General features: G+C 57.2%; 24 protein-coding genes. 8 read left to right on the forward strand and 16 right to left on the reverse strand.

Annotated features, from left to right (window positions below; all coding sequences use genetic code 11):
- The first annotated feature begins 122 nt into the window (after positions 1-122).
- The gene (locus H6F59_RS19355) at positions 123-620 is read left to right on the forward strand and encodes a hypothetical protein (RefSeq protein WP_190704096.1); all 498 of its coding nucleotides are present in this window, start codon (positions 123-125) and stop codon (positions 618-620) included.
- Between the two features lie 111 nt (positions 621-731).
- On the opposite strand, the gene H6F59_RS19360 is transcribed toward H6F59_RS19355, so the two are convergent.
- On the reverse strand, positions 732-1,733 hold the full coding sequence (locus tag H6F59_RS19360; RefSeq protein WP_190704100.1) for a chemotaxis protein CheB: 1,002 nt from the start codon (positions 1,731-1,733) through the stop codon (positions 732-734).
- Positions 1,734-1,889: 156 nt separating this feature from the next.
- On the opposite strand from H6F59_RS19360, the gene H6F59_RS19365 reads away from it, so the two are divergent.
- Positions 1,890-3,137: a cation:proton antiporter gene (locus tag H6F59_RS19365; RefSeq protein ID WP_190704103.1), complete on the forward strand. Its 1,248-nt coding sequence runs from the start codon at positions 1,890-1,892 to the stop codon at positions 3,135-3,137.
- Positions 3,138-3,225: 88 nt separating this feature from the next.
- Here H6F59_RS19365 and H6F59_RS19370 read toward each other — a convergent pair whose 3' ends face one another.
- Positions 3,226-3,420 carry a hypothetical protein gene (locus H6F59_RS19370; RefSeq protein ID WP_190704108.1) on the reverse strand — a complete coding sequence of 65 codons (195 nt, stop codon included), beginning with the start codon at positions 3,418-3,420 and terminating at the stop codon, positions 3,226-3,228.
- A gap of 215 nt (positions 3,421-3,635) precedes the next feature.
- On the opposite strand from H6F59_RS19370, the gene H6F59_RS19375 reads away from it, so the two are divergent.
- Positions 3,636-4,157 carry a 3'-5' exonuclease gene (locus H6F59_RS19375; RefSeq protein WP_190516234.1) on the forward strand — a complete coding sequence of 174 codons (522 nt, stop codon included), beginning with the start codon at positions 3,636-3,638 and terminating at the stop codon, positions 4,155-4,157.
- A 120-nt stretch (positions 4,158-4,277) separates the two neighbouring features.
- Here H6F59_RS19375 and H6F59_RS19380 read toward each other — a convergent pair whose 3' ends face one another.
- The 3 genes from H6F59_RS19380 to aroB form a co-directional block, all read right to left on the reverse strand.
- A complete protein-coding gene (locus tag H6F59_RS19380; protein WP_190516232.1) occupies positions 4,278-5,021 on the reverse strand; it encodes a DUF2993 domain-containing protein in 744 nt (247 codons plus the stop codon).
- A gap of 121 nt (positions 5,022-5,142) precedes the next feature.
- On the reverse strand, positions 5,143-5,784 hold the full coding sequence (gene hisB, locus H6F59_RS19385) for an imidazoleglycerol-phosphate dehydratase HisB (RefSeq protein ID WP_190516230.1): 642 nt from the start codon (positions 5,782-5,784) through the stop codon (positions 5,143-5,145).
- Between the two features lie 100 nt (positions 5,785-5,884).
- Entirely contained in the window at positions 5,885-6,988 is a 1,104-nt protein-coding gene (aroB, locus tag H6F59_RS19390; RefSeq protein WP_190704111.1) for a 3-dehydroquinate synthase, read from the reverse strand.
- 171 nt (positions 6,989-7,159) lie between these two features.
- Between aroB and H6F59_RS27125 the strand changes: the two genes are divergently transcribed.
- Positions 7,160-7,255 (forward strand): cytochrome b6-f complex subunit PetL, encoded by a 96-nt coding sequence (locus H6F59_RS27125; RefSeq protein ID WP_073607686.1) that lies wholly within the window; start codon positions 7,160-7,162, stop codon positions 7,253-7,255.
- Here the strand turns inward: H6F59_RS27125 and H6F59_RS19400 are convergent.
- From H6F59_RS19400 to H6F59_RS19445, 10 genes are all read right to left on the reverse strand, one after another.
- Positions 7,212-8,504 (reverse strand): O-antigen ligase, encoded by a 1,293-nt coding sequence (locus H6F59_RS19400; RefSeq protein ID WP_190704116.1) that lies wholly within the window; start codon positions 8,502-8,504, stop codon positions 7,212-7,214. The genes H6F59_RS27125 and H6F59_RS19400 overlap by 44 nt on opposite strands.
- A complete protein-coding gene (gene wbaP, locus H6F59_RS19405; protein WP_242021570.1) occupies positions 8,491-9,888 on the reverse strand; it encodes an undecaprenyl-phosphate galactose phosphotransferase WbaP in 1,398 nt (465 codons plus the stop codon). The genes H6F59_RS19400 and wbaP overlap by 14 nt, the downstream gene beginning before the upstream one ends.
- A 79-nt stretch (positions 9,889-9,967) precedes the next feature.
- Entirely contained in the window at positions 9,968-11,116 is a 1,149-nt protein-coding gene (locus H6F59_RS19410; RefSeq protein WP_190704124.1) for a glycosyltransferase family 4 protein, read from the reverse strand.
- 246 nt (positions 11,117-11,362) lie between these two features.
- On the reverse strand, positions 11,363-12,142 hold the full coding sequence (locus H6F59_RS19415; protein ID WP_242021571.1) for an SH3 domain-containing protein: 780 nt from the start codon (positions 12,140-12,142) through the stop codon (positions 11,363-11,365).
- 125 nt (positions 12,143-12,267) lie between these two features.
- The gene (pdeM, locus tag H6F59_RS19420; RefSeq protein ID WP_190704127.1) at positions 12,268-12,936 is read right to left on the reverse strand and encodes a ligase-associated DNA damage response endonuclease PdeM; all 669 of its coding nucleotides are present in this window, start codon (positions 12,934-12,936) and stop codon (positions 12,268-12,270) included.
- Positions 12,937-13,038: 102 nt separating this feature from the next.
- Positions 13,039-14,367 carry a glucose-6-phosphate dehydrogenase assembly protein OpcA gene (opcA, locus tag H6F59_RS19425; RefSeq protein WP_190516215.1) on the reverse strand — a complete coding sequence of 443 codons (1,329 nt, stop codon included), beginning with the start codon at positions 14,365-14,367 and terminating at the stop codon, positions 13,039-13,041.
- Between the two features lie 70 nt (positions 14,368-14,437).
- Positions 14,438-15,967 carry a glucose-6-phosphate dehydrogenase gene (gene zwf, locus H6F59_RS19430; RefSeq protein ID WP_190704130.1) on the reverse strand — a complete coding sequence of 510 codons (1,530 nt, stop codon included), beginning with the start codon at positions 15,965-15,967 and terminating at the stop codon, positions 14,438-14,440.
- 345 nt (positions 15,968-16,312) lie between these two features.
- Positions 16,313-17,368 carry a class 1 fructose-bisphosphatase gene (gene fbp, locus H6F59_RS19435; protein ID WP_190704133.1) on the reverse strand — a complete coding sequence of 352 codons (1,056 nt, stop codon included), beginning with the start codon at positions 17,366-17,368 and terminating at the stop codon, positions 16,313-16,315.
- Between the two features lie 264 nt (positions 17,369-17,632).
- Entirely contained in the window at positions 17,633-18,544 is a 912-nt protein-coding gene (locus H6F59_RS19440; RefSeq protein ID WP_190704137.1) for an alpha/beta fold hydrolase, read from the reverse strand.
- Positions 18,545-18,615: 71 nt separating this feature from the next.
- Positions 18,616-18,849, reverse strand: coding sequence for a hypothetical protein (locus H6F59_RS19445; RefSeq protein WP_190704140.1), 234 nt, complete (start codon positions 18,847-18,849; stop codon positions 18,616-18,618).
- A 252-nt stretch (positions 18,850-19,101) separates the two neighbouring features.
- Here H6F59_RS19445 and H6F59_RS19450 point away from each other — a divergent pair, with 252 nt between their 5' ends.
- Entirely contained in the window at positions 19,102-19,482 is a 381-nt protein-coding gene (locus H6F59_RS19450) for a DUF1823 family protein (protein WP_190704143.1), read from the forward strand.
- Positions 19,483-19,690: 208 nt separating this feature from the next.
- On the opposite strand, the gene H6F59_RS19455 is transcribed toward H6F59_RS19450, so the two are convergent.
- Positions 19,691-20,068, reverse strand: coding sequence for a single-stranded DNA-binding protein (locus H6F59_RS19455; RefSeq protein WP_190516203.1), 378 nt, complete (start codon positions 20,066-20,068; stop codon positions 19,691-19,693).
- Between the two features lie 226 nt (positions 20,069-20,294).
- On the opposite strand from H6F59_RS19455, the gene menA reads away from it, so the two are divergent.
- The 3 genes from menA to H6F59_RS19470 are packed head-to-tail and all read left to right on the forward strand — an operon-like array spanning position 20,295 to position 23,570.
- Positions 20,295-21,206 carry a 2-carboxy-1,4-naphthoquinone phytyltransferase gene (menA, locus tag H6F59_RS19460; RefSeq protein WP_190704146.1) on the forward strand — a complete coding sequence of 304 codons (912 nt, stop codon included), beginning with the start codon at positions 20,295-20,297 and terminating at the stop codon, positions 21,204-21,206.
- Positions 21,196-22,173, forward strand: a complete 978-nt coding sequence (locus H6F59_RS19465) for an o-succinylbenzoate synthase (RefSeq protein ID WP_190704149.1) — start codon at positions 21,196-21,198, stop codon at positions 22,171-22,173. The genes menA and H6F59_RS19465 overlap by 11 nt, the downstream gene beginning before the upstream one ends.
- Positions 22,158-23,570 carry an AMP-binding protein gene (locus H6F59_RS19470; protein WP_190704152.1) on the forward strand — a complete coding sequence of 471 codons (1,413 nt, stop codon included), beginning with the start codon at positions 22,158-22,160 and terminating at the stop codon, positions 23,568-23,570. The genes H6F59_RS19465 and H6F59_RS19470 overlap by 16 nt, the downstream gene beginning before the upstream one ends.
- Positions 23,571-23,575 lie beyond the last annotated feature (5 nt).

The following is a 23,575-nucleotide window of genomic DNA, read 5'->3' on the forward strand; positions in this document are numbered from 1 at the left end:
CCACATTGGTCTGGGGTCTTACCATTCTGGGCGATCGCCCGTCAGGAATCGCCGCCCTAACCACTGTAGCTGGGGATATCAGCTCAGCGATCGAGCCGATGTTAACCAAGGAGAGACCGAGAATGAAACTAAATCTAGCCGGGGCGCTGTTGGGCAGCCTGCCGATCTGTCTGCTGAGCGGCACGGCGGCCTTGGCCAACACAATGGACCTGAGCGTGCTGCCCCTGCTCAGTAGCCCACAGGCCCGCTGTCCTGAGGGGCTGACGGCCCATGAAACCCTCCGCCCCTACGCTGAGGGTAGCTTTTCGACCGAGGGTATGGTCAAGCTGCGCGACATTGCCACCGACATTAGACTGTCCCAGTCAGATCAGTTTAGCGCCACTTGGGTGGGCACCCTCAAGCCCGAATACCGCAATTGTCAAGCCTCGGGCGGCATGGTCAGCGTCGATGACGCCGCCTACGAGGGCAACTCCTACATCCGCATTCAGCTGATCAACGGTCAGGTCAAGGCCATTCTCGACATGACGGGGATGCGCGACCCCAACGGGTTTACCACGGTCATTCTGTTTAAGGGTCTGCGGGATGGCAATCCTCGCTGGACCTGGGGCGGCAGCGACTAGACACATTCATGCTTAATAACGGCCTCGGTAACGGTTATGAAGATTGCTTTGGGCGCAAAGCCTAGCAATTTTACAGCAGCCCACCTGAAGCCGAACCTAAAAGCATGGGAGCTATTTCGTCTCATCATCGCGATCGCCTTCGTGGGTCGCTTTTAACATGGCGCGAATCCGCTCAATGTGAATCTGAGAATCTTGCACCCGCTGCAAGATTGAAGAAGAGTTGCCCTGCTTCTGACCCATGGTGGCAATCAAGTTCTGACGCTCTTCAAACATCCGCAGAGCCACCCACAGCGTTTCTTCAATCTTGGCCGTTTGCTGGGCTAGCAGCACCGCCGAGGTAAACGCGTGGCCTGTATGACAGCGATACCTGAGAAGATCGCCTTCCGCCATTTGCCACAGCACCCCACCACAATCGGGACAGTTGAACGGCACCTGCTCGCCCAGCGCCTCGACCGAAGGCAAATCACTTAAAACGCGCTGGGCAATTTCCGCCTCGATCACGATGTCTTTGGGGGGCTGCTGGCGATCGGGCAGGTTTCGGCGCACCAGCTCCGACAGCAGCGTTCCCATGTCAGCGATGGGCAAGCAGTAGTCAACTCCCACATTGGTGATCACCGACTGGGGCATGTCTGGATAGGACGCATCCAGCGGATCTTGAGCGATGCAGACGCCGCCACATCGCTTGATCGCCATCATGCCGCTAGTGCCATCGTCCAGGTATCCGGTCAGAATAATACCAATGACGCGATTGCCGTAGGCCACTGCCGCGGAGCGAAATAAGGGGTCAATGGCCGGCCGGTAGCGGTTTTCGCGTGCTCCCTTGGTGACCAAAATTTTTTCTTCTACGAGCAAAATATGTTGATCGGGGGGTGCCAGATAGATGTGACCACTTTGGAAGGGTTGCTCGTCGTGGGCCTGTTCGCAGGTTAGCCCACCACTCTCACTCAGGGCTCTGACTAGCACGTCTCCCTTGATGTCTGCACTCATGTGGTTGACCACGAAGACAGCAGCCGGGAAATCTTTTGGCAGCTGCGCGGTCAGCTTCATTAAGGCATGCATGCCCCCAGCAGACGCGCCAACAGCAACAATCATTGGTGGTTGGGTTTGATTCATTTTCACCCTCGTGCTTGTGGGTTTAGCGCATCCGTCTGCTTACCAACTTAAATGGTTCAAGCCCAAGCAAGGGGAAAATCTACCGCAGGTTGCACTTAGCCCTTGAGTCTAGCTCCTAGAGTAGAAGGGCAGTTTATACCTTGGCCTTGACAACCTGTGGATATTTACATTCTCGATCTACTGGTTATAGGGTTGTTGCTGCTTACAGTAACTTTGGGTTCAGGCTGGATTGGCCGATTGCCCCTGTCTTACGCACTAATTTATCTAATTGTGGGGATTGGTTTAAGTCCCTACGGCGTTAACCTCGTGCAAACGCGACCCGACGCCGCCCTTTTAGAACGGCTGACCGAGTTTGTAGTGTTGATCTCTCTCTTTAGCTGCGGCTTGAAAATGAATCGGCCGCTAAAGACCTGGGCGTGGAATTCAACGATTCGGCTGATCGGCTTTTTGATGCCGATTTCGATCTTTGCGATCGCCGCCATCGGCCACTTTTTTCTCAAGCTGGAATGGGGCGTAGGCATATTGCTAGGGGGAATTTTGGCTCCCACCGACCCGGTCTTGGCCTCTGAGGTGCAGCTCACCAACCCCCAAGACCAGGACGAGCTGCGCTTTGGACTAACCTCCGAGGGCGGACTCAACGACGCGCTAGCCTTTCCCTTTGTCTATTTTGGGCTGCACTGGATAAAAGACGACAACTGGCAGAGCTGGTTTGGGCGCTGGGTAGCTGTCGATCTGCTGTGGGCGATCGCCGCCGGCCTGCTGGTTGGTATTGGGGTAGCTAAGGGGATCTGCTGGCTAGAGCGACATCTCGCCAAAAGAAATAGTGTCGATGAGGTAATGGAAGATTTTGTTGGCCTCAGCACCATCTTGCTCGCCTATTCAGTAGCCGAGCTAGTTCACGGCTACGGCTTTTTAGCCGTTTTTGTCGCTGGAGTGGCTATGTACCACCATCGCCTAAGCGATGAGCGATCGCTCTCCCGCCTCAAGTTTATGGAACGGCTCGAAAAGCTAACCGAAATTGGCACTATTTTGCTGCTGGGGTCGCTGCTGCGCGTTGAGCCCATGCTAAAGTTTGCGGTTCCGGGCCTCATCATAGCGGGCTTGCTGATCCTTGTGATTCGCCCCCTAGGAGCCTGGGTGAGCACCATTGGCTCTCCGGTTCACCCGGCCACGCGCTTGCTGTTTGGCTGGTTTGGCATTCGCGGCGTGGGCTCGCTGTACTATCTCACCTACTGTCTGGGTCAGGGTTTGCAGGACGAAGCCGGCGAGATGATTGCCTGGCTGACGATCATTACAGTCACCATTTCGGTAACGCTGCACGGCGTCACCTCGACTCCATTGATGCAGTGGTACGAGCATTACATTGGGGGCCGCAACGACATCGAGAAGGAGCTGCCCCAGTAATTACAGCGGCCAATATCGCCCCAGGCGTGCCGAGGCTGCCTAGGACAATCCTGTCATTTCTATCGCTGAGTGGCGCTTGGAGCAGCGACTAGGGCAGTTTTTGCAGATCTTGCTGAAGCTGCTCCGCCTGTTGCTCTACAACTTCAGCAGCTTCGTTGGCCTTCTCAATATTTTTTGTAGGAAGCGGGGTCTCGCTAGTCTCAGCGGGCTTGTTTTGATGAAACATCAGCATGCCTACTACCCCAAGCCCTACCAATAGCCCGACTAAAGAGAGTCCACGCATGGTTTTACCTGTCCCTAATAAGCCGTAGCCCTGAGCCAAAGTCACTGCCCCGATTCTGCCAAGGCAGCTTTGGGTTTAAGCGCAATGGTCATCGCTATACTATCGGCAGTTCAATACTCCTAAAGTACCCACGAGGCGACACGATTGAGGCAGAGCTAGCCCTGGGTTGGCGGTGTTGGGCTGCGATCGCGCCGCCATGCCTGTAAGATTTTGCCATGACGACCTTTGTAGCCCTCGATTTTGAAACCGCCGATCGCTACCGCGACAGCGCCTGCGCTATTGGCTTAGTTCGAGTTGAGCAGGGGCAGGTGGTAGATAAGGTTCACTACCTGATTCGGCCTCCGCGGCGGCTGTTTGAGTTCACCCACATCCATGGCATTACCTGGCGGCAGGTGGCCAATGAACCCGATTTTGCCGAGCTGTGGCCCGACATCGCGGCGATGTTGACAGGGGCCGACTTCTTTGTGGCCCACAATGCGTCCTTCGATCGCAGCGTGCTCTACGCCTGCTGCAAGGCCTACGGTATTTTGCCCCCGGTGCCCGACTTTGTCTGTACGGTCAAGCTGGCCCGCCAAGCTTGGAATCTTCGCCCCACCAAGCTGCCCAACGTGTGCGACTACCTGGGCATTCCCCTCAACCACCACGATGCACTGTCGGATGCGGAGGCTTGCGCGAAAATTGCGATGCTGATTCCGACCCAGTTTGTGGCCTCAGCGTCTGGAGCTAGCGCGGGCTAGCTCCAGACGCTGAGGCTAACCGACTTAGGAAGATTGGCTGTACGTAAGCGATCGCAGGGACGGACGCTTTAGTAAAGCAGTACGTCCCTGCTGCGAGTCCACCCAGCAAAACCGCCTATGCTATTTTCCCCCAGGAAATTTCTCTATATAGGCCTGCATCTGTAGGGCGATCTTCCCTTGCTGAACGTCCAAGCTTTGCAGCTGGAGCGTCATGCCGCTGAGGGTAAAATTGTGCAGGTCGAGCAAGTCTTTGGCGGCCGCCAGCAGGCTCTGAGTCAGAGGTTCTGAGGTGTTTTCTGGCTCAATTTGAACATCGTTCAGCACCACCTCGTGCCCCTGAGGCCCCATGGCTGGGGTAGCGCGAAAGGCCACCTGCTGCCGCTCGCCGGTTTCATCTAGCACGACGCTAGCAGCGATCGCCACCTGACCATTCCCCGGCAGAGAAAAGTCAATCTGCTCAGCGCTAAGCCGCACCGGACGGCCATCTAGGGTGACATCCAAAGACTTCAGTTTTTGCTGAATATAGTCAGAATTGCAGGCCCGCTCAATATCGACCTCGGTCAGCTCAACCGCAGCGCTGGCATTGGTGGGGCGAGTTAGCTCAATATTGCCAAAAGCCGCCTTGAGGGGGTCAATGGAGATACCATCGGTTTTGACCGAAAGCTGCTCGGTCCGCAGCTCGTTTTTGATCACTAGACCGCGCCCTTCAATATTGGCCGACTCTAGCTCTCCCTGCATCAGTGCGATCGGGTTGGTGCGTATTTCGGCATCTAGGTCGTCTGCGGCATCAAGTTGGGTAGACAGCCCCACCTCGAATGCTTTGCTCAGGGCCTGCTCACCCAAATCTGAATTGCCTTTAGCCATCTTCGTTGTCCTTCTATAGGGTTGAAGGCATAGTCTAGACGGCTTCTTAAATGTTTACGCTCTGCCAAGATGCGTGTTTTATGGCTAGCAATAGTCTGCTTAGGGAGGATAAATATTTTGCCTAAATCACCCCTTTAGAACTGGGAATTAGGTGCGCTCGGCGGGGGTCTACCTCGGTGGCCATGCGCATGGCCCGAGCAAAGGCCTTGAATGTGGCCTCAATAATATGGTGCGAGTTGATGCCATCAAGCTGGCGAATGTGCAGGGTCATTTGGCTGTGGTTGACCACCGCCACAAAAAACTCTCGCACCAGCTGGGTATCGTAGGTACCCACCCGCTGAGTTGGAATCTCCAGCCCATAGCTGAGGTGGGGCCGACCCGAGAAGTCCAGCGCTACCTGCACCAGCGATTCGTCGAGCGGCGCGACAAAGTGGCCAAAGCGGGTAATGCCCTTGCGATCGCCCAGAGCCTGGTGCAGCGCCATGCCTAAGGTAATGCCTACATCCTCATTGGTGTGGTGGTCGTCGATCTCAATATCGCCCGTAGCCCGCACCTCCAGATCAATCAGCCCGTGGGACGAAATCTGGTGCAGCATGTGGTCGAGAAAGGGGATGCCTGTCTTGGCCTCACACTGCCCAGTGCCATCCAAATTGAGGCTCACCTGCACGTCGGTTTCCCCGGTGGTGCGGCTCACGCTGGCGCTGCGGCTAGGGTAAGCCAGACCAGAAGCAGGAACGGAAATTGGACGGTCTTGGGTTTGCATTGCAGGTTGGTGACAGATAATGTCTCATTTTACCGAAGTCTGTATCTACTAACAGGCTCTAACTGTCGAGGACAGACAATGGCCATGTGCCTCGGCACTACTAGCTTTCTAGAGCTGCCAAAATTTGCTTACGGGTAATGTCACCTGTCACCTTAGCCGCACCTAAGCCGTTTGGCATGACAAAGCGAACCTGGCCATCCTCCACTTTCTTGTCGCCCTGCAGCAGCGAGAGAATGTCTTCGGAGGCCAGCTGGGCCGGAATCTGGGTGGGTAGCCCCGTTTTTTCAATCAGTTTCAGCTGTCGCGTTTCCTCAGCGGTGGTCCAGTAGTCGAGGGCGGTGGCGATCTTACCGACCGCCACCATGCCGATCGCTACCGCCTCCCCGTGGTTGACGCCGCGATAGTTCATCAAGCTTTCGACCGCATGGCCGATGGTGTGCCCGTAGTTCAGAATTGCCCGCAGCCCCGCCTCTTTTTCGTCTTGGGAGACCACATCGGCTTTGGCCTGGCACGATCGCGTCAGAATGGTGTGCAGCAGCTCATCCCCCAGATAGCGGTACTGGTCGAGGCGGGGGGTGGCCTCCAGCATTTCAAACAGGTCTCGATCCCAAATCACGCCGTACTTGATCACCTCTGCCATGCCTGCCCGAAATTCGCGCACGGGTAAGGTTTTCAGCACCGTAGGGTCGATCAGCACTAGGCGCGGCTGATGGAACGCCCCAATCAAGTTTTTGCCGCGGGGATGGTTGACGCCGGTTTTGCCCCCGATCGAGGCGTCTACCATGGCCAGCAGCGAGGTGGGCACCTGCACCACATTCACCCCCCGCAGCCAGGTGGCGGCGGCAAAACCCGTCATATCGCCCACCACACCGCCCCCCAGGGCGACCATTGCCGACTTACGCTCTAGGTGAAAGTCAAGGGCCGCGTCGTAGATTTTTTGTAGGGAGCTAGGGGTTTTGTAGCGTTCCCCAGCGGGCAGCAGACAGGTTTCAACTGCATAGCCCGCCTGGGTGAGAGAGGCTAGAGTGCGATCGCCGTACCGCTTAAAAATTGCCGGATTCGACACCAGCAATAGCTTTTGCCCCGGCTTCACCAGCGGTGAGCCGCCACCTCCCAGCCAGGTGCCCAAATGGTCTATACCCCCAGCGGCCACCACCACATCGTAGGGCTGACTTGGCAAGGGGACGGGGATGACGGACTTCATAGGGATGGTCAGGGGGAGGAGGTGCTTTAAAACTTTAGCGCCTGGGGGTTACGGGGTGAGGGAGTGACGGGGTAATGGATTGTCTCAATTACTCCCTCACTCCCCCACTGCCCCACGCTCCCCCCCGCCGTGGTTCAATATAGAGTCGTAACCGTTGTGGAGAAAGAAGTTATGGGTGGTGTAGTCGCCTATGTACTGTTTTTGTCGGTCATGGTAGGTACAGCTATTGGACTGTACCTTGGTCTCCGGCTCGTGAAGCTGATTTAGCGCTCAACGTTAGGTACGCCATGGCCTGAATGCAGCCTAATAGCAGCCATCCCAAAATATTGATGCGGCCGTCGTAAAAGGCTAGGTCAAAGATGGCAAAGGCTGCAGTACCGCCAAAACCGGTAAGGTAGCCCGCCAAAAGGGCCATGGCATCGGGGGATAGCGGAACCGCAACCAGAGTAAAGGTACCGCGCCCCAAGACCCATCCCACTATTCCCGTAAACCCTAAAGTAACTGGAATGCCGGCCTCGGCGGCGAGCATCAGCCACAGGTTGTGGGCGTGGGGCAAGAAGTCGCCGGCCACCGGAAAGTCGGCCGGGTCGTAGAGCTGCTTAAACGTACCCAGGCCCGTGCCAAACCAGGGGTGATGCGGAATCATGTCGAGGGCTAAGCCCCAGACGCTAAAGCGGAGCGAAACGGTGGCAAAAGCCTCAGGCAGGCTGCGCCCACCCACGCCCCAGATCAAGGCGCTGGCGGTGAGTAGAGCGATCGCCCCTAGCCCTGCCCAAAAAATATAGCGGTAGGGCCGTAGCAAGCCGCCAAACAGCAGCAGCTGAATGCCCGCGATCAGTAACCCGTTGCGAGAGCCCGAGCAGTAAATGCCCACCAGCACCAAGGCGGTAGCAGCGCAAATCCAAACGCTTTTAGCTCTCAGCTCAGGGCGATTGAGGTAGTAGGCACAGAGCCCTAGTCCCAGACCAAACACAATCACCATATAGTTGGCCAAGGCGTTGGGGTGGCCAAACATCGCGCTGGCGCGATGGCCGTAGTTGGTTTGCTGATAGAGCCAGGCCAGGCCAGGATGGCTTCCCCAGCGCACCAGACCGCCGGGCGATCGCAGGTAAAACTCCGCGATCGCCGTCAGATTAACCGGTACAGTCGCTACCAGCAGCGCCACGGCCCAGTTGTGCAGCGTCGCCCAGGGCTGGCGAAACTGGGGCACAGCGATGGCGATCGCCCCGTAGAGCACGAAGAATGGCACAAAATTTAGCGCCTGCAGGGCCGACTCTCCTGGCGCCTGGGAAAGCGCCACGCTGACCCCAAGCCCTAGAGCCAACCAGAGCCAGCCCTGGGTGTAGAGCAATCGCCCAATCGCCCGCCAGCTTTGGTACAGGCTCACCAGCAAAAACCAGACTAACCCCGCGATCGCTCCATAGACGATGTAGGGCAACGCTACCAAACTGGCTAAAACCAACCGCGCCGAGGCTGGGCTACCAACCCCAAACCCTTTCACCCTAGTAGGCTCCATCGCCAATCACAACCACCCACACTGTTCTCAGCAAAATATAGATGTCTAGCCAGACCGACCAGTTTCTCACGTAGTAGGCATCCAGGTTGACCCGCTCGTCGTAGGACACATTGTTGCGCCCTGACACCTGCCACAGCCCCGTTAGGCCCGGCAGCACTTTAGTGTAGAGGCTGTACTTGTCGGCGTAGCGAACGATCTCCTCCTTAACAATAGGTCGCGGCCCCACTAGGCTCATCTCTCCTCGCAGCACATTCCACAGCTGGGGCAACTCATCTAGACTGGTGCGACGCAGAAAACGACCCACGCGGGTAATGCGTGGGTCGTAGCGCAGCTTATGGTCGCGCTCCCACTGCTCCCGCAGAAGCGGGTTTTCGGTCAGGTAGCGCTCCAATACCAGCCCAGCATTGGGCACCATGGAGCGAAATTTCCAGGCGACAAAAGTCGTGTTGTTTTGCCCCAAACGGGGCTGACCATAAAACACTGGCCCCGGCGAATCGAGCTTAACTAGAACCGCAATCACCACCAGTATCGGCAGCAGGCAAAGCCCTATCACCAGGGTCAGCACCAAATCTAGAAGGGTTTTGAGCAGACGGGGCCCCGGTAGCAGCAGCTGCTGCCGAATTTCTAGACCCAAAATACCGCCCAAGTCTTTAGAACTAACCCACAGGCTGGCAACCCCAAATAGGTCAGGAATCATCAACAGGTGCGGGAAGGTGCGGCCATACAGCTCCAGCACCCGCAGCAGCTTTTCTCGCTGCATTCCAGGCATCGCCACAATAGCGTAGTGTATATCGTGACGAAGGGCCAAATGCGGTGCGGCCGACAGCGGCCCAACAATGGGCACCTCACACAAACTGCCCTCATGCACCCGACTGTCATCCAGAACGGCTACAGGCTTCAGGCCAAAAGCGGGCTGATTCTTTAAGGTTTGAATCACTAGCTCGCCAGTACGCCCACCACCCAAGATCAGAACTTGATACCCCCACCAGGGGTAGCGAGCAAATAAATGCTTTACCAGCAAACGCCCGGTCAGCACTGTTAGCAACGACAGCAGCCAAGCCAGCAAAAACACCCCGCGCGAGTAAGTCTCGCCTTCACGGGTTAAAAAGAGCCCCGCCCCCAGCACTAGATAAGTAAAGGTGGTGGATAGACAAATACGCCGCAGCTCGTCGACGGGGCTCAAGCCCACCGCTGGGTAGAGCCCAGCCACAGCGTAGGCCAGCAAAAACACGCCCAAAATTGGCCATAGCTGCCCGTAAAGACCGGGCGAATACTGCCCGTCGAAAGCCAGCCGCAAATAAACCCCAGCGCCGCCAGCCAGGGCCAGAGCTAGTAAATCGGACAGACTGAGGAGGGCAACCATCGGCAAGGAGCGGGTTGACATCCTCAAGGACAACATTACTGGATGAACCGTGCGCTCAAGAGGAAACATAAATTTCCCCAACACTCCTGAAACACCGACACTACTCTAATTCATTGCCCTGCCGAAATTTCAGCCATTTATCTGCCATATAGGTGGTTAATTCCTGGCGAAATCTTGACTCGGAAAAAGTTTCGGCATGGTGGCGAATGGCTTCAGCTTCAAACTCGACTCCGTGTTGGGCAAAATGCTGCACGGCCTGCACTAGGTGATCCACCGTTTGCTGGCTAAACAGTAGCCCAGTTTTCCCCGGCTGGACGGTTTCGACACAGCCGCCCTGACCGTAGGCAATCACGGGTGCCCCCGCCGCTTGGGCTTCGACTACGGTGATGCCAAAGTCTTCTTCCGCCGGAAAAATAAACCCTCGACAACGCGCCATATGATCTGACACCACCGCGTCCGCAGGGTTCCGCAAAAAGGTGATATTCGGTTTGGCCGATCGCTGTAGCTCGGCCAGAGCTGGCCCGTCGCCAATCACCACCAGGGGCAACCCGAGGCGGTTAAACGCCTCCACGGTGAGATCGACTCGCTTGTAGGGCACGCAGCGCGACACCGTGAGATAAAAGTCATCGCGGGGCTGCTGCCAGCAGAAGCGATCGACTGCCACCGGCGGGTAGATCACGGTGGCGGGGCGGCGGTAGGTTTTCCAAATGCGGCGAGCTACGTAGCGGGAGTTAGCCACAAAGCAGTCGACTCGGTGGGCAGCGGCGAGATCCCACAGGCGCAGGTAATGCAAAATCAAGCGGGTGAGGGCGCTTTTGGCACCTCGGGTGAGCCCCGCCTGCTGGAGGTACTGGTGCTGCAAATCCCACGCGTAGCGAACGGGTGTGTGTACATAGCTGACGTGGAGCTGGTGGGGACGAGTGAGCACTCCCTTGGCCACGGCGTGGTTACTGGAGAGCACTAGGTCATAGTCTGAGAGGTCAAACTGCTCCACCGCCAAGGGCATCAGCGGCAGATATTGACGAAAGTGCCGCCGCGCCCCGGGTAGGTTTTGCAGAAAGGAGGTCTCAACCCGAGTCCCTGGTGGGATTAGAGATACCGCCTCGGGTTCTAAGAACTGCACCAAGCTAAAGACATCCGCCCGAGGGCACACCGCCAACATTTGCTCGACGACTTTTTCTGATCCCGCCCAGCTGACGAGCCACTCGTGCACGATCGCGACGGTGGCAGGTAAAGATTCAGAAGTCATTTAACCTGGGGGTAAGGGAAGCAGTCGAAAGGTTGCTTGGGGGCGATCGCAGCGCTCTATCAGCCATGGCCGATGCACTAACAGTTCCATGGTTCCAGGCTGAGTTGGGTGGCGGCTCTGCGCTCCAATCTTATCAGCGCACTTCTCTCTGGGATGGGTTACTCAATTAAATTGCGGTAAGGAGTGATGGGGCAGGAAGTGATGGAGTGATGGTTTTATCAAAGTTACTTCCCCAATCCCCGCGCCCTACTTACAGGTCGCGCTCCCCTCAATCCCTGTGTAATTTAGACTCACCTGAGAACCGCTACGGGGGTTACCCCCCGAGAGATCGGTCAGCGCCACAGGATAACTGCCGCCAGCGGGCGGACTGGCGCTGCCCTGGTATAGGGGCTGTCCGTCGTTGCTGCTGCCCTGGCGGTTGAGGGTAGCATCGAAGGTGTTTTTAGTTTCTAGGTTGACGAAGCGCACTAGGTGAAAGCCGCTGGCGTCGTAGAAGGCAGTGAAAGCCATACCTTCCATTACGCCCTCGCAGGTGTTGCTCTCGTCAGCCTGCTGGGATAGAGGGGTAGCTCGTCCAGCAGTGTTGATAAAATCGCCGCGAATCCAGCCCTCGGCCCCAGACTTGTCAAATTTGACGAAGTACCAGGTGCCGTCGCTGCCCTCGGTCGATCGCAGCAGCTCGACCGGGTCGCCCACCAGGCCGTAGCCCTTGGCCGTGGAGTCGGCGGAAGGCTGCGAGCGCAGATTGATCTGCGCCTCGGGCTGATCCGCGATCAGCTGCGCCGCTTGGGGTGGGTTCATCGCTGTCCCTATTCCACCCACCCCAGGTTCCGGCGGGTTGGGCGTAGGACGGGGGGCGGGGGTAGTGCCCGGGGTCGAAGCGGCAGGGTCGCTCACCACCGACGGCTCCTCATCAATGGGAAGCACCTCGACCGCCGCATCGTTATCGCGCCACCAGCAGCCAGGCACCGTCAAACTCAGCACGCCGCAGAGTCCCCACGTCATCCACCGCTTGCCCCAGGCCATAACCACTCCCTCCAGGAAATCAGAGATATAGCATAGCGCCTGCCCCCAGAGCGGTTGACGTTTAGCTGTGAGAGTTCCGATTCTGCAACAATCCTTACCCCTAACTCCCTAACCCCCTACTCCTATCACCTACCAAAACCCACTACCGCCCCCTCCGCCACCACGTAGGCCATCTCCCCCGCCGCCAGAGCAATGTCATAGCCGCCGGTAAACTCGCCAAAGGAGGGCAGCGTCAGCCGGCTCTGCCGAGGCTGCCAGTGAAAGCAGGGTAGGCGCAGGCGATCGCACCCCATGCTCAAGCGAAAACAGGGGTGAATGTGCCCGCAGATATTCAGCCGGTTTGGGTCCAGGTCGGGCTCGTGGCTAAACAAGACGCCCCCGACCTCCACTGCTTCCACAAAGCATTCCACTGAGAGCTGGGTCAGGATGTCTTCCAGGGGGCGATCGTGGTTGCCGAGAATGAGATGAGCACTCACCTGGGTGCGGTGCAAAAACTTCAGCCAGGCGTCAATTACCTCATCGTCCATGCCCACACGCCCGTGGAAGAGGTCGCCCAAAATCCACAGTGAATTGGGCCTGTGCTGGGCGCATAGGGCCTCAAGTCGCCCAAGGGTGCCATGGTTGACCTGGCTAGGCACGGGCAGCCCGTAATGCTGAAACGTTTCTGCCTTGCCCAGGTGCACATCTGACACCAGCAGCGCCCCCAGCGTCTCGACGTAAACCGCCCACTCCGGCAGGAGCAGCAGCTGGGTTTGACCGACAGTAAGCGTTTCTACAGCAGCTTGGGGTGGCATCAACAACAGGATAGACACTGCTTGCCACTGTAGAAGATCTACAGAGTCTCTGCCCTTTCGACTGCGTGGGCCAAAAATGGCTCAGGAACCTGTATCGGAGGCCTAAAGCAGATGCATGATCTTCGCCACCATCGCCAAGCTTTCCTCGTAAAGCACGTCCTCTCCCCAGCGCTGAAGCTGCTGGCCCAGCATAAAGTCAGCCTTTTGGTCAGACAGGGCGGTCACCTGCTCTACCTGACAGGCTTGGGCACCGCCACCGGCCTCCATGCGCATACAGCCCGAGGTCTCAGAGCACAAAATAGTGCAGCAGTTGGCATTCTTATCGGTGGATAACAGCCGCAGCCCAGTGAGGTCGCCAATGACTTCTCCCAAATCGGCCACCGGAATGCCCGCCAGCTCAGCCTCAATGGCCAAGTCGTTGGGTCCTTTAAAGTGAATCTTTTTGATGTTGTAGATGCCACCTTCTTCGACATAGCCGATGGGATGCCAGCCCAGACGGCTGGCAAACCAGCCTAGGTAGAGCAGCGCCTGCGCCGCGTTGCCCTGCTCATAGTCGATGCTGATGCGGTCTACATCAAGCAGCGATTCACGTCGCTCGGGAGGGTCAAAGGCAGCGGCGGTCAACTCTTGCCAGGGGGCCAGCCGGTGCCAGTTGAGGTCGGCAATGTAGGTGCCCGACTCAATCAGCTCCTGCATTTTGTGCAGCTCGGCCTCGGCATCGCTAAAGTAGCTGGAGTCGACAATAATGCAGTTGCTTTCCCGAGCTAGGTTTTGAAAAATTAACTGCTCTGGGCTGGGAGTAGCCTTCCACCAGACAAACTTGGGCAGCTCTGGCAGGGTCAGCGACGCCACCAAATCGCTCACCCGCTCTAGGGCAGCCTTGGTGCCCCGCAGATTGATGTACTCGCAGCAAATCAGGTTGCCCGTGCTTTTCTTTTGTACTGGGCAATATACCGACACCTGGGCCGTTACCCCCGTATCTTCCCCAAAGGTGGGGCAGAGGCTAATGATGCGGCAGGGGTTGTGGGCCGAAATCGACTCGCTGAGGCTAAACCCCCGCTGATCAAGGTTGGGGTAAAGCTTTTGGGCTGCCGAAAGCTGGGCGTATTCTTGGCGCACTCGAGCCAGGGTGGGGGGGTCAACACGGCCGGTCACCCGCAGGTCGTAGGCAATCTGGGCATGGCGAATGGCATCGCGGGTTTGGGGGCCGTGGTTGCCGTCAATGTAGCCCGTGTAGTGCCCCAGGGCCGCCAAGATTTGCTGCACCTCTTCAGGCTCGTAGATCACCATGGTGAAGGTGGTGGCCCGAGTGGCCATCGGGGTAGCAGCCCCAGTATCTTGCTGGTGCCAGATCTTGTGCAGCTCTGACTCGATCTCGTCGAGGGAAATGTCTTTAGGTTTTTGAAGGGCAACGACAGGAGTAGTAGTCATAGTGCGGTGAATAAGGGGGCAGTGGTGTATAAGACTTGAGAAATTAGGCTCAGCTAGGGGCGATCGCCGTCTACAGCCGTCGCCAGCGCCGCCCGTCTTTGTTCAGCAAAAACTCGGCCTCAACCGGTCCCCAGGTGCCCGCCTCATACATCGGGATTGCTTTTGGATCGGCGGGGGCGTCCCAGGCTTCGAGCAGGGGGGTCAGCAACCGCCACGAGGCCTCGACCTCGTCGCCGCGGGTAAATAGGGTTTGGTCGGCCAGCATGCAGTCAACGATCAGGCGAGCGTAGGCGTCGGTATTGGCCTGGCCAAAGGCGGCATCGTAGCGGAAGTCCATATCCACCGATCGCGTCCGCAGGGAGTTGCCGGGGGTTTTTACCTCAAACCGCATGGAGATGCCCTCATCGGGCTGAATCCGCAGAGCCAGCACGTTGTGGTTCATCTGCTGGGCGGCCGACTGAAACATCAGGTGGGGCACTTCCTTAAAGTGGATGGAAATTTCGCTGACCTTCTTAGGCATGCGCTTGCCGGTGCGCATGTAAAAGGGCACCCCTTTCCAGCGCCAGTTGTCGATCTCTAGCTTGATGGCACTAAAGGTCTGCACCGTCGACTGAGGGCTGGCACCCTCCTCTTCACGGTAGCCCGGCACCGCTTGACCCTTCATCCAGCCGCCTGAATACTGGCCACGTACTGCCGCCTGGCTGATATCGTCGATGTCGCTGAGGCGGGTAGCCTGAAGCACCTTGGTCTTCTCGTTGCGAATGCTGTCGGCGTCGAGGGAGTTGGGAGGCTCCATGGCAGTGAGGCAAAACAGCTGCATCAGGTGGTTTTGCACCATGTCGCGCAGTGCCCCAGCGGTTTCGTAGTAGCCCGCCCGGCCCTCTAGGCCCACAGTTTCAGCCACGGTAATCTGCACGTGGTCCACAAACTGCCGGTTCCACAGCGGTTCAAAGATGGCGTTGGCAAAGCGAAACACCATCAGGTTTTGAACGGTTTCTTTGCCCAGGTAGTGGTCGATGCGGTAGATCTGGCGCTCGTTGCACACGCTCTGCACCACCCGGTTGAGCACCCGCGCCGAGGAGAGGTCTTTGCCAAAGGGCTTTTCGATGATCAGCCGCTGCTTATCAGGGTCTTCGAGCATGCCCGCTGCGCCCAGCTGCTCGGTCGCTTCGCCAAAAAAGCGTGGCGCCACCGAGAGGTAGAACACCCGATTGCCTTGGGTACCTCGCTCCTGGTCGAGCTCAGCCAAGAATTTTTTGAGAGACTGGTAAAACTCAGGGTCGTCAATGTCGCCGGGGCAGTAAAACAGCCCCCGGGCAAAGTCGTTCCAAATGGCCTCAAAGCCGAGGCCGTTGCCAAATTCTTCGACCCCTTCGCGCAGGTGCTCGCGAAAGAATTCGTGGCTCCACTCGCGGCGGGCGACACCTACGATCGTCAGCTCGGGGGGCAGCCGCCGCTCGCGCCGCATCTGGTAGATGGCGGGCACAATTTTGCGCTGGGTGAGGTCGCCCGAGGCCCCAAAGATGACCAAAATCTGCGGCTCAGGAATCCGGTCTTGTTGGAGACCACTGCGCAGGGGATTTTCAAGTAAGGACACCATAAGCGTGGGGAGTAAACGTTAGTAACGACGCACTGACAAGGCTGGTAATGGCTGGATTGGCGATCGCGGCAGCCACCTACAAATAACAGAAATCGAAATCTATATTGACAGCAGATTTTACAAATCTAGTGAGACTATAGACGGTCTTAACTAACCCCTGAAGAAAGGTATTAAATAAAACCAATCTGCGGTTTAGGCCGTAGCCCAGGCTACCGGTTTAGCTTTACCTAACCAGTTTAAATGGGGTTTAACGGGCTGGGGCGATTCTCATCCAGAGAGGCTTTCCTTCGGAACGCTTCACAAACGCCAACGCCCAAGTGAGCAGTCCCCCGCCCTGCCCCAGATTTAATTGGCCAGCAGGGTGCTTTGGCGGCGGCTGTGGTCTTGAATGAAGGACTCCACCAGAGCCACGTCGTCGCGGCTGCCCACTACAAAGGGCGTGCGCTGGTGAATTTCGCCGGGTACCACCCCCATAATGTCTGTGGTGCCAGTGCTGGCCCGGCCACCGGCCTGCTCAATCAAAAAGGCTAGGGGGGCCGTCTCGTAGAGCAGCCGCAGCTTGCCCTCGGGCTTTTTGGTGGTGCCAGGGTAGAGAAACACGCCCCCCTGGGTCAAAATGCGGTGGAAATCAGCCACCAGGGCCCCAGTGTAGCGGGCTGAATAACCGTCGTGACGGTGCACATAGCGGGTAAAGTCGCGAATGGCCTCTTCCCACTGCCAAAAGTTGCCCTCGTTGACGCTGTAGGTGGGGCCATGGGCCGGCACCTGAATGTTTTCAGTGGCCAAAATAAATTCGCCCAGGCTGGGGTCGAGCACAAAGGCATGCACCCCATGGCCAATGGAATACACCAGCACGGTGCTGGGGCCGTAGAGAATGTAGCCCGCCGCCAGTTGCTGGCGACCGTCTTGCAGCAAATCAGAGCCGCTCTGGTCGAGGTCGTCACCCTGTTGACGGCGAATCGAAAAAATAGAGCCGACGTTGAGGTTGATGTCGACGTTGGATGACCCGTCGATGGGGTCGTAGAGCAGGGTGTAGCGGCCAATCGGGCAGTTTTCAGGAATGTAGTAGGGCTGATCCATCTCTTCGGAAGCGAGGCGGCAAACCAGACCGCTCTGCTTAAAGACCGAGATAAACACGTCGTTGGCGTAGATATCCATCTTTTTGACGGCTTCGCCCTGAATGTTGGTGTCGCCCGTAAAGCCCAGGGCCGTCGCCATCAGCCCGGCGCGGCTCAGGTGGCGGGCGATGATCTTACCGGCCAGAGCAATGCGGTTCATCAGGGCGCTGAGGTCTTGGGCCTCGGGGCCAAAGCTGTGGAGCTGCTCAAGCACGTGGCGGGAGAGGGTGGTGCAGTCGCGATCGAGGGCAAAGGCGGAGTCGGCGGGTTGGTAGTCGGCCATCGTAGGATTCCTTTCGGTGGGATAGGGCTGTGGCGTCTAGCGAGGGCGACAATCCCCTAGTGTTGTGTCTACAGGCTTTCTCCATGGTAAGAAGGCAGACTGCGATCGATGGCCAACCTTTAGAGACACTTTAGAAATGGGACAACGCTGAGCACCAAAATTGGCCTCAGACCCAGGACTATTTCAAGATTGGTAACAGTGCGATCGGGCAAATCCGATCTGTCTGGAGTGGCGAAATGTTTCTCGCATTCCTAGGCAGAGTACTTAGGAATTTTTTCTCTCAGCGGGCAATTCAGCCTGGCTCAACCAGCCTAGCACCAGTGGATTGACCAGCTCGGGGGCTTCGTCTTGGGGACAGTGGCCCACGCCTGGCAGTTCTTCCATCGCTTGAACTGTCGGATAGTTCGCTAGGCCCCGACCCATAGCTACCGGCTCCCAAGGATCGTCTTGGCCCCAGATAATCCACACCGGGCACTGAAGCTGGGGCAGCAGATCTTCGGGCAGCGGGCCTTGGGAGTAGCGCACAAAGGCCAGAAACACGTCGGCAGCTCCCTCGGTGAGGGCGGGACCAAGAATGGCCTCAACCAGCTCGTCGGTAATGGCCTCAGGGCGGTGGTAGGCCTGCCCCAGCAAATTGCGAATCACCTTGCGCTGGGCAATACGGGAGAAAAAGAAGCGGCCGACCTGGGAATAGCCCAGCAGTTGCTGCACTATAGGAGTACTAAGGCGCTGGTGCCAGGGAATTTCGGCCCGCCGCCGCTCGTGCAGCAGGCGAATAGAGCAGTTGAGCATCACTATGCCCTTGACCCACTCAGATTCATCCACAGCGGCCTGGAGCGCCACGATGCAGCCGATGGAGTTGGCCACCAGGTAGGCAGGTTGACCAATCACCTCGCGGCAAAAGTCCAGAATTTGCTGGCCCCAGGTCTCGAAGGTGTAGGGCAAGGGTTGATTGGGAGTGGGTTTGTCAGAAAAGCCAAAACCAATTAGATCGATCGCATAGGCTTGAAAGCTTTCGCCATAGACCGGCAGGTTTTTACGCCAGTGATCGCTCGATGCCCCAAACCCGTGAATGCACAGCACCGGGGCACCCGTACCACCAATGTGCTGGTAGCGAATGGAAAACCCCTGCCATTGCCAGGTTTTAACGTCGGGAATCGCCAGGGTAGTGGTCACAGCAGTAGCTCTCGAAAAAGGCAGCTTAATACTCCTTTACAATAGCGAAAAGGTTGGAGGTTCGACCAGGGCTAGGAGCGGGCCGACTCGTGGATAACGGCGATCGCCCACAGACAGCCCAGCAAAACGAGCGATCGCGCCAACACCTGTTCTAGAAAGAACACGATGGCCGCAGCTACGAAGGATAAGTCGAGCACCAGGGCGATAACGTAAGCAATGGTGCAGCCCGCTAGCCCAAATAGGAAATACTTGATCAGGCTGAAGGTGAGGCTGAGCACGTGATGGGGGCGACGGGGGCGTTGCATGGTAAGGTCCTCTAGGCTAAGGGCATGGCGATCGGTAGCACAGTTACTAACCAATGGTTGTGATCATTAGGTGTGGTTTGGGGCCAGGATGTGACGGGATAGAGAAGTGGATGGGCACAAAAAGCAGTGAGTAGTAGGCCAAAGCAACGTGATCCCAGTCACAGCGCGCAATTCAGGGCTGCTGAGCCAGGGCTTAAAATTGGTAGGGATTAGCTCAACCTCAGTGGCAGTTAGCCAGGTGGACAACTTTCTATGCCTCCATTGACCGACGATACTCTGTGGGCCATTCTCAACGATGAGCTGGATGACGACACCGTGAACCGTCTGGTGTGGCGCAGCCTGGGCTACCAAGAAATTTCTGATGGCTGGGATAGCTCGGCGGTAGAGCCAGCTTGGGCCGAGAAATACCCAGAGCCGCCAAACTTTATCGAGAGCCGCCCAGCAACGGTGCAACTAACTCGGTCGATTCCGCCGGAGTACAAGCAGCTGCTTAAGGAAGAATTGGGGTTCAAGGGGTATAGCATCGACCAGCTAGTGCCTCGACTGACGCGGCGGGCAACGATGGTGAGCTGGCTGCTCAGCTACCGCCAGCAGCAGGCCACAGACGGCTTCGCTGCTAAAGACAATGCCTGAACGGTTTCGCTCAGCTATCAACGGTTCAGCCACCGATCGCTCAAAATTAACAGCCCAAAATTAGAAAAGGATGCGGTTAAACCCGCATCCTCGCTCTCAACCCACGGCGCTCTCTCCGTGGATCTTGGTTCTGCTAGGGACGTTGGCGAAGGCAACCTGTGGCGTGAGGGTTGCCGCTTGGCCAAAGGCTAGCAGAATAACTCAATAGTTAAAACTCGCTTTCTGGTTTAGGTTCTTCAACTTTGGGAGAAGAATCCAGAAAGATGTCGGTAGCTTTGAGCTGAAGCCCGGCCCGCGCCTGGGAGTCAGTTTTGCTGACGTAGGGAGAGGCGTCGATCGCACCGCTGGCGATAATTAGCGAGCCCTTTTTCACGTGGGTAAGCTTGCGCCAGGCGGGGGAGCCTTCCCACACGCTGATGTCAACGGTAAAGCTGTCGTTATCTTTGCGGCTGGGGATGCGATCGACGTAGATAGTCATTTCGGCTACCTGGGCGCTGCCGCCGGTTTTGCGCTCAACGTGACGCACCTGAGGGTCGGCGGCGACATTGCCGGATAGGGTGCACAGATTTAATCCGCGACTGGACATAGCTGGGGCCTCCTTAGAGTAGATGCACTAGACCCCGCCCGACGCGACAGATGCCTGTGGCTTTAATATGCACAAGCTAAATTCACAATTTGCTATGGATTTTCACGTAACTTTTTAGACTAGTGCCTACGTATATTTAGCAGCGTTAGAAAAGTGGCGATTGTAAAGCTGGCTTCGGCCATGGCCCAGCTTAGCGATATGCTAGGCCTGAAGGAATTACAGTGCTATGACCACCCAATCGGTAAACCAAGCTGACCGCAAACTCTGGCTAGCGGCTATAAAGCCCCCTATGTATAGCGTTGCCATCATGCCGATGGTGGTGGGCAGCGCGATCGCTTACGCTGAAACAGGCCAGTTTGACAGCGGTATTTTTGCGCTATTTCTGCTGGCGGCGGTGCTTATTTTGGCCTGGGAAAACCTCAGTAATGATGTGTTTGACTCGGAGACCGGCATTGATGTTAATAAAGCGCATTCTGTCGTTAACCTGACGCGCAATCGGCGGCTGGTTTTTGCCTTGGCAAACCTGTGTTTGGGCTTAGGCATTGCTGGCATTGTGGCGATCGCCCTGGCCCAGCAAGACCCCACCGTGCTAGCGATCGTCCTGCTCTGCTGCGGGCTGGGCTACATGTACCAGGGACCGCCCTTTCGTTTGGGCTACCAGGGGCTGGGGGAAGTGCTGTGCTTTTTTAGCTTTGGCCCCCTGGCGATGGGGGCGGCCTACTATAGCCAAACCCAGAGCTGGTCTTGGGGCAGCCAAATGGCAGGGGTAATGGTGGGGCTGACCACGACTCTGGTGCTGTTTTGCTCCCACTTTCACCAGGTGGATGATGATATTGCGGCAGGCAAGCGATCGCCCATTGTGCGTCTGGGCACGAAGCGAGGGGCGGCGCTGATTCCGTGGACCTGTGGGCTTGTGTTTGCGATTGCCGCCCTTGGCCTATTGCTTGGGCTATTCCCCATCTGGACGGCGCTGGTGTTTGGCAGCCTGCTGTCGGCCTGGCGGCTGAGTCGCCACGTCACCCGCTACCACGACCAGCCCCAGCGGGTCTTCAACGCCAAGTTTTTTGCCATTGGCTTTCACTCCTGGAGCGGGGTGCTATTGAGCCTAGGGTTTTGGTTGAGCGCCTATGGGGGTTGAGCTAGCGCTTAAGCCCTACCGACGGCGGTTTGCTCAGCCATTGCAAACGGCTCATGGCCCTTGGATGTGGCGAGAGGGTCTGCTAATCCGCCTTGAGGATAGTTTGGGTCGCGTGGGTTACGGCGAGGTGGCTCCAATTCCTTGGTTTGGCAGTGAATCGGTGGCTGAGGCGCTGGCGTTTTGCCAGGCTCAGGGGAGTGAGTGGCGATCGCACCCCGTTCCTGCTGAGCTGCCTGCCACCCAGTTTGGGTTGGAATCTGCAATGGCAGAGTTAGCAGCAGAAAATTTTGACATTTGGCAGGAACCGTCGAGCACAGCCATTTGCGGCCTCCTGCCCGCTGGTGAGAGGGCTTTAGCAATCGCCCCCCAGCGCTTTGCCCAGGGCCATCGCACCCTGAAGTGGAAAATTGGCGTGCACCCCATCACTGATGAAATTCACTGGTTAAATCAGCTGGTACAAGCCCTTCCTCTCGACGCTCGGCTGCGGCTAGATGCCAATGGGGGGCTGAGTTCGGCCCAAGCCAAGCAATGGTTGGTGGCCTGCGATCGCGTCAACACCAATCCTCAACTAGCTACTATTGAATATTTAGAGCAGCCGCTGCCGCCCGATCAGCTAACGGAGATGACAGCACTGGGGAATGGTTATCAAACGGCGATCGCTCTCGATGAATCGGTCGCTACGGTGGCTCAGCTAGAGAATTGTTGGGATCAAGGCTGGCGGGGGGTGTTTGTGGTCAAACCAGCGATCGCTGGCTCGCCCCAGGAACTAGAAGCATTTTGCCAAAAGAATCTCCCCCGACTCGTCTTTTCTTCTGCTTTTGAAACTGTAATCGGACGACGAGCTGCCTTGGCGATCGCCGCCCGTTGTTCTCCAGCTCCGGCCCCAGCCCTCGGCTTTGGCACCCAGGGGTGGTTTGCCGACAACTGGGATACCCTCACCCCGGCCGAGCTATGGGAGAGACTTTAAAAGCGCTGCTTCAAACTCGCTGGGGCGACAACTGGTTAATTGGCCCCAGCAGTCGGTCGTTTTGGCAACGTTTGAGCGAACTGATTCCTATTTTTGCTGCGTACAGATCATCTTGCGGTTCACATAGCTCCGGAGTTTTGCTTGCCGAGCCTGACCCACTTCAGTTTTTAGCAACCTGTCTGGCGGCTTGGTCGGAGGGTTGCACCGTGGTGTTGGCTAACCCTCGCTGGGGCGATCGCGAGCGTCAGCAGCTACAAGCCTTAGTCAGCCCTCGATGGGATGCTCCGATCTGGCCGGGAATCAAAGGCTATCCCTGCCAAGTTGTGGAAAGTCAGCCGGGGCAAATTCTCATTCCCACAGGCGGCTCGTCTGGACAGATCAAATTTGCGGTGCACAGTTGGGAGACCCTGAGCGTCTCCATTGAAGGATTTCGGATTCACTTTGGAGTAGAGGTCGTAAATGCCTACTGCGTGCTGCCGCTGTTCCACGTCAGCGGGCTGATGCAGGCTCTGCGGGTGCTTACTTCGGGGGGCGAGCTGGCGCTGCAATCCTACAGCCAACTCAAAAGCGAAGAGCGGTTGCTGCTGAAACCCGGCGGGTTCATCTCGCTGGTGCCAACTCAGCTGCAAGAACTGCTGGCTTTGGGTAATGAATTTATTCTCTGGCTGCGAAGTTTTCGAGCAGTATTGCTGGGGGGCGCTCCAGCGGGTCGATCACTCCTCGATCAGGCCCAAGTCGCTCAAATTCCCGTCGCCCTCACCTACGGCATGACCGAAACCGCTGCCCAGGTCGCCACCCTGCTGCCAGAGGATTTTTTGGCCGGGCACCGCAGCAGCGGCAGACCGCTGCCCCACGTCAAGCTCACTATTCTTAATGACCAAGGTCAACCCCAGCGATCGGGGCAAGCGGGACGGGTGATTATTCAGGCCAAATCCTTAGCCTTGGAATATCGTGGTGGTTTCAGCGAACAGGCCTCAGTAGTGGGCAGTGCCCACCCTATGGGGGGAGTACCCTTCGTTACCGATGATATTGGCTATCTCGACAACAAAGGTTATCTATATATTGTTGGGCGCAGCAGCACCAAGATTATTACCGGCGGCGAGAATGTTTTCCCTGAAGACATTGAGGCGGTGCTACTGGCGACGGGCTGGGTGAGCGATGCCTGTGTGGTGGGGTTGCCCTGCGATCGCTGGGGTCAGCGGCTCTGTGCTCTAGTGGTGATGAATTCCCCAAAACTGCTGCCAGGTCTACCCGAGCGACTGCGATCGCTGTTGTCCGCTTACAAACTGCCCAAGCAGTGGATTCTCGTCAGCGACTTACCTAAAACCGCCCAGGGCAAACTCAGTCGTCCCCAGGCCTTGGCCCTCGCTCAAAAAATTCTGGGCATGGACTCCTAAAATTC

The organism is Nodosilinea sp. FACHB-141 (assembly GCF_014696135.1).
GTDB lineage: Bacteria > Cyanobacteriota > Cyanobacteriia > Phormidesmidales > Phormidesmidaceae > Nodosilinea.